The organism is Microbacterium sp. RD1, from assembly GCF_052220165.1.
Lineage (GTDB): Bacteria > Actinomycetota > Actinomycetes > Actinomycetales > Microbacteriaceae > Microbacterium.
In genome coordinates this window covers 439,996-449,263 of record NZ_JBQPOL010000003.1, presented here as the reverse complement: position 1 = coordinate 449,263, position 9,268 = coordinate 439,996, and the positions used below count along the sequence as shown (strand labels likewise).

General features: G+C 67.1%; 10 protein-coding genes. 6 read left to right on the top strand and 4 right to left on the bottom strand.

From position 1 onward, the window contains the following. The first annotated feature begins 345 nt into the window (after positions 1-345). Both ACTU3I_RS16660 and ACTU3I_RS16655 read left to right on the top strand, forming a co-directional pair. Positions 346-762, top strand: a complete 417-nt coding sequence (locus ACTU3I_RS16660; RefSeq protein WP_442926824.1) for a nuclear transport factor 2 family protein — start codon at positions 346-348, stop codon at positions 760-762. A 41-nt stretch (positions 763-803) separates the two neighbouring features. Then, positions 804-1,727 carry an NADP-dependent oxidoreductase gene (locus ACTU3I_RS16655; RefSeq protein ID WP_442926823.1) on the top strand — a complete coding sequence of 308 codons (924 nt, stop codon included), beginning with the start codon at positions 804-806 and terminating at the stop codon, positions 1,725-1,727. Positions 1,728-1,741: 14 nt separating this feature from the next. On the opposite strand, the gene ACTU3I_RS16650 is transcribed toward ACTU3I_RS16655, so the two are convergent. From ACTU3I_RS16650 to ACTU3I_RS16640, 3 genes are read right to left on the bottom strand one after another with little or no spacing between them, the layout of a single operon-like run. After that, complete coding sequence (locus ACTU3I_RS16650) at positions 1,742-2,320, bottom strand: TetR family transcriptional regulator (protein ID WP_442926822.1); 579 nt, start codon at positions 2,318-2,320, stop codon at positions 1,742-1,744. 56 nt (positions 2,321-2,376) lie between these two features. After that, on the bottom strand, positions 2,377-4,029 hold the full coding sequence (locus tag ACTU3I_RS16645) for a long-chain fatty acid--CoA ligase (protein WP_442926821.1): 1,653 nt from the start codon (positions 4,027-4,029) through the stop codon (positions 2,377-2,379). Positions 4,030-4,083: 54 nt separating this feature from the next. Further along, positions 4,084-4,980, bottom strand: coding sequence for an alpha/beta hydrolase (locus ACTU3I_RS16640; RefSeq protein ID WP_442926820.1), 897 nt, complete (start codon positions 4,978-4,980; stop codon positions 4,084-4,086). A gap of 170 nt (positions 4,981-5,150) precedes the next feature. On the opposite strand from ACTU3I_RS16640, the gene ACTU3I_RS16635 reads away from it, so the two are divergent. From ACTU3I_RS16635 to ACTU3I_RS16625, 3 genes are all read left to right on the top strand, one after another. After that, entirely contained in the window at positions 5,151-7,001 is a 1,851-nt protein-coding gene (locus ACTU3I_RS16635) for a flavin-containing monooxygenase (protein ID WP_442926819.1), read from the top strand. After that, a complete protein-coding gene (locus ACTU3I_RS16630) occupies positions 6,998-7,363 on the top strand; it encodes a DoxX family protein (RefSeq protein ID WP_442926818.1) in 366 nt (121 codons plus the stop codon). The genes ACTU3I_RS16635 and ACTU3I_RS16630 overlap by 4 nt, the downstream gene beginning before the upstream one ends. A gap of 125 nt (positions 7,364-7,488) precedes the next feature. Beyond that, positions 7,489-7,659, top strand: a complete 171-nt coding sequence (locus ACTU3I_RS16625; protein WP_442926817.1) for a CsbD family protein — start codon at positions 7,489-7,491, stop codon at positions 7,657-7,659. 434 nt (positions 7,660-8,093) lie between these two features. Here the strand turns inward: ACTU3I_RS16625 and ACTU3I_RS16620 are convergent, their stop codons facing one another. Further along, complete coding sequence (locus ACTU3I_RS16620) at positions 8,094-8,738, bottom strand: hypothetical protein (protein WP_442926816.1); 645 nt, start codon at positions 8,736-8,738, stop codon at positions 8,094-8,096. Between the two features lie 119 nt (positions 8,739-8,857). Between ACTU3I_RS16620 and ACTU3I_RS16615 the strand changes: the two genes are divergently transcribed. After that, positions 8,858-9,037 carry a helix-turn-helix domain-containing protein gene (locus ACTU3I_RS16615; RefSeq protein WP_442926815.1) on the top strand — a complete coding sequence of 60 codons (180 nt, stop codon included), beginning with the start codon at positions 8,858-8,860 and terminating at the stop codon, positions 9,035-9,037. Positions 9,038-9,268: the final 231 nt, after the last annotated feature.

The window sequence follows — 9,268 nt, the reverse complement described above, 5'->3', positions numbered from 1 at the left end:
CATCCGGGTCACTGGAAAGAACCTGTGGACAGGTATTTTCCTGGACAGGTTGTGGAGGAACAGTCACGTCGTGGGGGCGCTTCGTCTCGTCGGTGCGCTGTCGCTCAGCGACCGGCCCCGACGCCGTCTTCCGGGTGCTGAGCGAGCGAAGCGAGACGAAGCGTCACGACCCGAAGGCTTCGTCGCTCGGCTCGTCACTCGGGCGCCGATGCAGTCTCGCCGACCTCTCCTCTGCCGATTCACGCGATCGGACGCGGCCCGAAACTGCGCGCGAAAGGGACTGCGTATGATACGGTACTGAGTACCAAACAAGCCCCGCTCCCGACGCATCCGAACGGAACCGCCATGCTGACACCCCAAGACCACATCGACATCCACGAACTGCTGGCCCTCCACGCCTACCTCTTCGACGAGAACCAGCTCGACCGGGTCGACGAGCTCTTCACTCCCGACGCGGTCTATGACCTGAGCGCGGCGGGACTCGGCGCCTTCGAAGGGATCGACACCATCCGTGTCGCCGCCGGTCAGCTGGCCGCCAGCGGTCATTCGCCGCTCGCGCACTTCGTAACGAACATCCGGATCACGCCCGTCGGCGACGACGAGGCGACAGTCTTGTCCAAGGGCGTCATGATCATGGCCGACGGCTCGCTCGGCGGCGCGACGCACCGCGACACCGTCCGGCGCCACGCCGGCAACTGGCGACTCGCCCGCCGCGTCGTCACTCCCACGCCGGCACCGGTGGGCGCGCCGGCGGGCCACTGATCGCCCGGCCGGCAAGCACCGAGCCGAATCGAGCGACAGCAGTGAAGCGCATCCAATATCACCGGTATGGCGGGCCCGAGGTTCTGCAACTCGAGGAGTTCGAACCACGCCGCCCCCGCGGACGCCAGGTGCTCGTGCGTGTCTACGCGGCAGCATCCAATCCGATGGACTGGATGATCCGCAGCGGCGCGATGAGGTTTCTCACCGGCTGGCGCTTCCCGCGAGGGCTGGGCCACGACTTCGCGGGGCTCGTCGTCGCCGTCGGCGACAGGGTCACGCGCGTGAAGGTCGGCGACGAGGTCTTCGGCGCGACGCTCACGCCGGGCGCGTTCGGGGAGTCTGTGATCGCCAACGAGCGGTGGGTCACGCAGAAGCCGGCGAACCTGTCGTTCGAGGAGGCCGCCGCCATCACCATCGTGGGTGGCACGGCTTACCATGCCGTGGTAAACATCGCAAAGCTCCGAGCGGGTCAATCGCTGTTCGTCACCGGATGCCTCGGCGGAGTGGGGCGCGCGGCGACGGAGATCGCTCGGAACCGCGGCGTCGCAGTGGGCGGCAGCTGCCGTTCCACTGCCGCGCAGGAGGCACGCGACCTCGGGATCGACCCGGTCGTCGACTTCGATTTCGACCCTGCGCCGCTGCAAGGCCGGTTCGATGTCGTCTTCGACACCTCCGGCGTACTGCCCATCACGGCGGCGCAGACGCTCGTGAAGCCGGGTGGCCGCATCATCGACATCAAGCCCACGCTCGGCAAGATGCTGAGGGCCGTGCTCCCCGGGCCGTACACGTTCAACTCCCTCCCCAGCCGAGAGGTGATCGGGGAGCTGGCCCGGGCAGCTGAAGCCGGGATGCTGCGTCAGCCGATCGCTCGGACGGTACCTCTCGCGGAGGCCATCCCCGCGCTGGCCGAGTTCGAGAACCTCGGCGGCTCGCGCGGAGGCAAACTGATCGTCACCACCCGCTGAGGGGAGGCGCGGCTCTAGCGGGTGGGCGCTGCCTGCGGGATCATCGCGCTGAGAAGCGCCAGCACCTTCTCGCTGATCATCCCCAGGTCCGTGTCGTCACTCGCCGCCAGCCACCGCGCGTACTCCTCCAGGAACACCTGGACGCCCAGATGCGTCGCCAGTCGCGCGAGATCTTCGTCCACGCCGCGCTGAGCCAGCGCATCCGCCATCGCCAGCGCGATCGTGTGCTGCTTCATGAGCTGACGCTCGAGCAGCTCGGGATTGGCCGCGATCACCTCGGAGCGCAGGCGCTGGTCGTCGCGCGGCCCCTCGGTCTCCCAGTCGTATGCCGCGAGGACGGACAGGACGACGCGGAACGGCTCATCGACGTCGGGGGCGCGGAGCACATCCTCCACCAGGGCTGCGCGCAGGCCGTCGGCCTGGCTGAACAGCACCTCGCGCTTGTCGGCGAAGTACCGGAAGAAAGTGCGCGTGGTGACACCGGCGCGCTTGGAGATCTCGACCGCGCTGGTGTTCTCATACCCCTGCTCGGCGAACAGCTGCAGGGCGATGCGCTGCAGCCGCTCCTTGCTCCCCGCTTCCCACCGTGGCATGCCGTCCAGTATATCCCGGTTGACGTCACACCGTGACAACATGGAGGGGTTGTCCGTCAGACCGCCCTGTCGGCCGCAATCGTCTCGACCGGCAGGATGCCCTCGTCGTAGCGGGCACGCAGCAGCTTCTTGTCGAATTTGCCGACACTGGTCTTCGGCACCTCCGCGATGAACGTCCAGCGCTCCGGCACCTGCCATCGCGCGACCGACTCCGAGACGAACCGGTGGAGGTCGGCCGCGGATGCTGACTGATCCGGCCGCAGGACGACCGACGCGAGCGGACGCTCGTCCCAGCGCGAATCGGGAACACCCACGACGGCGACCTCCGCCACGGCCGGGTGCGAGGCGATGAGATTCTCCAGGTTGATCGACGAGATCCACTCGCCACCTGACTTGATGACGTCTTTCGAGCGATCGAGGATCGTCAGGTAGCCATCGGGGGAGATGTGCCCGACGTCGCCGGTCCGCAGCCATCCGTCGTGGAAGGCGTCGGCGTTGTCGTCGGTGCCGGAGGGGGAGTAGTAGCCGGCGGTGATCCAGGGGCCGCGCACTTCCAGCTCGCCGGGCGAGTGCCCGTCGTTCGGCACCACCGCGCCGTCGTCACCGATGAGCCGCGCTTGGACCCCGGCGGAGAAGCGCCCCTGGGTGACCCGGTACGGCCAGGCGTCGTCGCCGCTCACACCCGCGGGCGGATTCGCGACAGTGCCCAGGGGAGAGGTCTCGGTCATGCCCCACGCATGCACGATGTCCACGCCGTGGCGCTCTTCGAAGGCCCGGATCATCGCGGGAGGCACCGCCGATCCGCCGATGATCACCTTGCGCAGGTGACTGATGTCCTGCGGAGCGCTTGCGAGCTGCGTGAGCACCCCGTTCCACACCGTCGGGACGGCGGCTGCGAACGTGGGCCGAAGGGTGGCCATGATCTCCAGGAGCGGCGCGGGCTGCAGGAAGCGATCCGGCATGACGAGAGAGGTGCCGGCCATCAGCGCCGCGTACGGCAGGCCCCACGCGTTCGCGTGGAACATCGGCACGATCGCGAGAATCGAGTCGTCTCCCTCGATGCGCATGCCCAGCGGACTCAGCACCTGCATCGCGTGCAGCCAGTTCGATCGGTGCGAATAGACGACGCCCTTCGGGTCACCCGTCGTGCCGGAGGTGTAACACATCGCCGCCGCCGAACGCTCGTCGAGCACAGGGAAGTCGTACGTGGTCGGCTGTGCCGCGAGAAACTCGTCCCAGGCATGCACGGACACTCCCGCGGGCACCTCGAGCGCCGAGGCGTCGCCGTTGGCGACGATCACGTGGCGGACCGTCGGCATCCGCGGCAGGTACTGCTGCACGAGCGGGAGAAGTGATCCGTCGACGATGAGCACCCGGTCTTCGGCGTGCGTCGCCACGTAGGTCACCTGGTCGATGGGGAGGCGGATGTTGAGGGCGTGGAGCACTGCGCCCATCGCCGGCACGCCGATGTAGGCGATCTGGTGCTCGGTGTTGTTCCACATGAAGGTCGCGACCCGGTCGCCCTCGACGACGCCGAGCGACGACAGCGCGTTCGCCAGACGGGCGGCCTGCGTACCCATCTCCGCGAAGGTGGTCGTGCGCGCTCCGTCGCCTTCCCAGGTGGTCACTGTCGCGTCTGCGTGAAAGCTCGACGCGTATCGCAGCAGTGTCGCCAGCGAGAGCGGCTCGTCTTGCATGGTGCTCAACATCGGTTCTTCCTCCCTATCGGATGCGTGCTGGTGAGCCGGATGCGGCGGGCTCGCTCAGGCCCCGGCGACGTGCTGCTGTAGGAACAGCGCGGCTCGGTCGAGGGCAGCATCCGCCTCGTCGAGCCGGCCTGCGAAGGCCTGGAAGACGTGCGGCACGTCGGCCGTGACGTCGAGCACGACGTCGACACCGGCCGCGACGGCTCGCGCGGCCATGCGCGCGGAGTCGTCGAGCAAGACTTCGTTGCCCCCGACCTGGAGCAGCATCGGGGGGACTCCCGTCAGGTCTGCGAAGAGGGCGGGGCTGAGCAGCGGGTCGCGCGCATCCGCGCTGCCGACGTACATCCGCATAGCAGGCGTGAGCGACTCCCGCGTGAAGATCGGATCGATGCCGCTCTTGGCATCCATGCTCTCGCCGCTGAAGGTGAGGTCGAGCGCGGGGGAGAAGGCGGTGACGGCGGCGGGGAGGGGCAATCCGGCATCGCGGGCCTTCAGAAGCGTGGTGAGGGCGAGGCTCCCGCCCGCCGAGTCGCCGGCGAGGACGATGTGCGCGGGATCCACGTTCTCGTCGAGCAGCGCACGGTAGGCGGTGAGGCCGTCCTCGATCGCGGCAGGGAAGGGGTTCTCCGGAGCCAGCTGGTACTCGACCGACAGGGCGCTTATGCCCGATCGAGCGACGAGGTTGCCCGTTACGGCGAGCGACGTCTCGGGCGCGCCGAGAGACCAGGCGCCGCCGTGGAAGTAGAGGATCGTCCCCGGGCGCCTCGGGCCGGCGGGCTCGACCAGAAGCGCCCGGAGCCCGCCCAGCGACGTCTCCGTGGTGACGATCGTGTCGGGAACGATGTTCATCCCCTGCCCGGCGGCGAACCCCGCTCGCATCTCCGAGATGTTCTGCGGGGTGGGGCGGGGCGCGCGCAGTGCGGCGTCGATCCGCGTTCGTTGTTCCGTACTCACTCTCGGCTCCTTCGTCGGATGAGGGATCTATGTCATGGCGTGACATGGACGCTAGCAGCTATGTCGCGGCGTGACAACAAGCGAGTGCTGGCTGTTGTCACGCCGTGACATGACTGCTAGCGTGACGTCACTTCGTGACAACAAGAACGCAGTCAAAGGAGATGGCACGCATGAGCGACATCACGGACCAGAGTTCGCCCCGGGTGATCGACCCCGCCGAGCTGCGCCGGAAATACCGCGAGGAGCGCGACAAGCGCATCCGACCCGACGGACGGATGCAGTACATCGACGTCAGCGGCACATATGAGGGCTTCGCCTCCGACCCGTATCTGGCACAGAGTCCGGGCGGACAGCCGCGCGAGCCGCGCACCGTCGACGTCGACACCGTGGTGCTGGGCGGCGGGTGGGCGGGTCTGCAGATGGCCGTGCGGCTCGATGAGGCCGGCGCGGACGACTTCCTCATCATCGACGAGGCGGGCGACTTCGGCGGCGTCTGGTACTGGAACCGGTATCCCGGCGTGCGCTGCGACATCGAGTCGTACATCTACATGCCGCTCCTGGAGGAGGTCGGCACCATCCCGTCGGAGAAGTACGCCGGGGGACCGGAGATGCTCGAGCACGCCCGTGCGCTCGGACGTCACTACGACCTGTACTCGCGCGCGCTGCTGGGCACGAAGGTGACGCGCGTGGAGTGGAACGAATCCCGCTCGCGCTGGGCCGTCCGCACGAACCGCGGGGACGTCATCGACGCCCGCTTCCTCGTGATCGGAACGGGCCCGCTGAATCGGCCGAAGCTCCCCGGCATCCCGGGCATCGAGACGTTCCAGGGCCAGGCCTTCCATTCGAGTCGCTGGGACTACGACATCACGGGAGGCGATTGGTCGGGCAACCTCGACAAGCTCGCCGGCAAGCGGGTCGCTCTCATCGGCACCGGTGCCACCAGCATCCAGATCCTGCCGCCCGTCGCCGAGAGCGCAGAGCATGTGTACGTCTTCCAGCGCACCCCGGGCGCGGTGTTCCCCCGCAACAACCGGCCGACCGATCCGGAGTGGTTCCGGGGCCTCGAGCCCGGATGGCAGCGCAAGCGCATGGACAACTTCGTCGAGGTCATGGCGGGCCTCCCCGTCGAGAACCTCGTCAATGATGTGGGGACCAACAATCGGCAGCGTTTCGCGAAGGCGATGAGCGGGCCCGGCGGACCGAACCCGGCCGCCATGCAGGCGATGGACTTCGAGGTCATGGAAGAGGCGCGCCAGTGGGTGCGTGACAACGTCGAAGACGCGGCGACGGCTGCGGCGCTCATGCCCTGGTACGACTACCTGTGCAAGCGCCCGCTCTACAGCGACGACTACTATCCGACGTTCAACCGCGGCAACGTGACGCTGATCGACACCGACGGCAAGGGGGTCGAGCGCATCACCGAACGGGGTGTCGTCGTCGCCGGGGCCGAGTTCGACGTCGACGTGATCATCTACAGCACCGGCTTCCAGGCGCAGGCGTACACCTACGACGCGGGTGGGTACGAGCTGCGGGGTCGCGACGGCGTGTCTCTCGCCGATCACTGGCGAAACGGGATGCACAGCCTGCACGGAATGATGACGACAGCGTTCCCCAACCTCTTCCTCATCGGCGGCGTCGAGCAGGCGGCGATCTCGATCAACCTCCCGCACGTGGCTTCCCGCCAGGCGGTGCACATCGCAGCGCTGGTCTCGCGCTTCGTGGGCGATGGCGTGGTGGTCGCCGAGGCGACACCGGATGCAGAGCAGCGGTGGGCCGACGAGCTGGCTCGTGTGCACGTGGACATGTCGCGGTACGAGGCGGAGTGCACGCCCAGCTACTGGAACAACGAGGGCAAGGCCGACGACATCCGTCCGACGACGCAGGGCGGCCAATACGGCCGGGGCCCGATCGGATACCTCGCCGTTCTCGAGCAGTGGCGCGCCGCGGAGGTGGATCGCGACCTGACGCTGCGGACAGCCGTTGAGGCGAGCCTCGCGCTGGCCGAGACGAGGGCACCGTGATCGTCGCGCTGTGGGTCCTGAACGCCGTCCTTGCGCTCTTCTTCCTTTACTCGGGCGCCACCAAGATCTTCCGTTCGAAGACCGCTCTGGCGGCCAGTGGGCTGCACTGGGTCGACGACTTCTCCGCCGTGTCGGTGCGGCTGATCGGCGTCGTGGAAGTGCTCGGGGCGGCAGGACTGATTCTGCCGATCCTGGTCAACGTTGTGCCCATCCTTGCCCCGGTCGCCGCGATCGGACTCACTATCGTGATGATCGGTGGCACGATCGTCCACGTCCGGCGGCATGAACGCCCGCTTCCCGCCGCGCCCGTGGCCGTCTTGACTACCGCGAGCGCGATCGTGGGCTTCCTCGCTCTAGCGTGATCTACGCGTAGATCGTGGACGCGCTAGCGGAAGACAGCCTCACGCGCCAGGCCCCGTCGATCGGCGTTTCGATCCGTACCGTGGAGGGATATTCCGCGAAACACGATCGGAAGGAGCACCACACCATGGGACTCGACGACAAGATCAAGAACGCCGCTGAAGACGTCTCCGGCAAGGCGAAAGAGGCGGTCGGCAAGCACACCGACAACGAGAACCTCGAAGCCGAGGGGCAGGCCGACCAGACGAAGGCCAACCTCAAGAAGGCCGGCGAGAACGTCAAGGACGCGTTCAAGTAAGAGTGAGAGCGACGCCCGGTGGTCCTGCGGCTGCCGGGCGTCGCCCGTTTCCGGGCTCAGGTCGGGGCAGCAATGACGTAGAGACCCCTGGAGGGACTCGAACACGTTTTGAGCATTTTGCATGGCGACATGAATCGACAACTTCCGCGGAATTACGCGGATTTTCGAGGGTCGAGCGACATCGAGCGACGTCCGAAAACAGCCAGTCGCAAATGGAATGCGGGCAAAATGCGGGCAAAAATCGGCCGCCGATGGGCGTGATTCCGGCCGACGCGGCGAACATCCTCGCGCAGGCCTCCTTTGATCACTATCCGGATGTGCTCATTTTGGGCACTCTGCTCAAAGCATCGATCATCATTTAGCAACATGTTGAAGCAGCGCCCCGCGGCGCGTTAACGGCACCGTGCGAACGGACGGCGTCTCCACCGCGTCTCTCAGCGGCCGATCGAAGGCCCTCCGGGCTGGGACGGCCCGTGGTGGGGCGCAGTGGGGTCGTAGGACTCGCCCGGGTTGTAGGGGTCGACCGCCGGCGCGCGCCGCGGCTCCTGAATGCGGACTTCGGGGGCCAGACCAGAGTCGCGTGCGCGACTCATGAGGCGGGTCGCGGTGCTCTGGCTGATCTGGAGAGTGTCGGCGACGAGCTTGAGCGGGGGATAGCTGATCGCTGTCGCGACGCGATAGACGGCTATCGCGGCGTGGAGGGACTCCATGGGTTCCCGGCCTTCTTGCGCGCGCACGAAACTGAGATACTCGCGCACCGATACTCGGTCGCGCTCGCCGCCATCCTCAGCGTCGACGTCGACTGTGACGACATCCAGAGCTGACCTCGTCATGATCCAGTGCGTCCGCACCTCGCGGAGCACCTGACTCGTGATGTCGACGCCCTTCGCTTGGCGTTCGAGGGCAGCGAAGGCGACGGCCGTGCGGCCGAGCGCGTCATCCCACTCCACGCGCACGGTGATCGTGCCGGGTACGTCCTGCTCGCCCGACACACGCGCGCGCCAGGACCTCGGCAGCGTCACCCCGCTGCCGAGATCAATGCGTTCATCGCTGAAGTCATACGCTTCGACGTCTGCCATTTAGTCCACTATTCCAGGTCCCCGCCAATTCGCGAAGAAGACTGTCGATCTTGGCTCACGTGTGTGCTACCTTCCGACGAAAGGAGACTGACACTGCTGGCTCACAGAAAGGTAGAACCATGACCCGGACACAGGATTCCCTGGCGCTGACGATGAAGGACGCCGCGAAGCTGGTCGGCGTCGACTACCGCACGATCAAGCTCGGCATCGAGAGCGGGACCATCCCCACGGTCCAACTAGGCCAGCGCCGGATGATCCCTCGCATCCCGTTGCTGCGCGCCTTCGGCGTCGACGCCTGAACGCCAGCGGTCGATCGTAGGAATCTGGACGCCAGTTCAAGATCGCTCGCCGGGCACCATTGCTCGCTGAGCCACGGTTGGACGTAGCCGCCCTGCCCGGTGCCTGGCCGAACCCGCAGCCTCGGCACATCTGGGTCGCCGTTTCGGCTGAGCGCGCCGAGGGGTTGACGACGACCTGGAAGGCCTCCCTCGGGAAGCGGGGATCCCACGTCCCAGCCCGACTATGCCGAA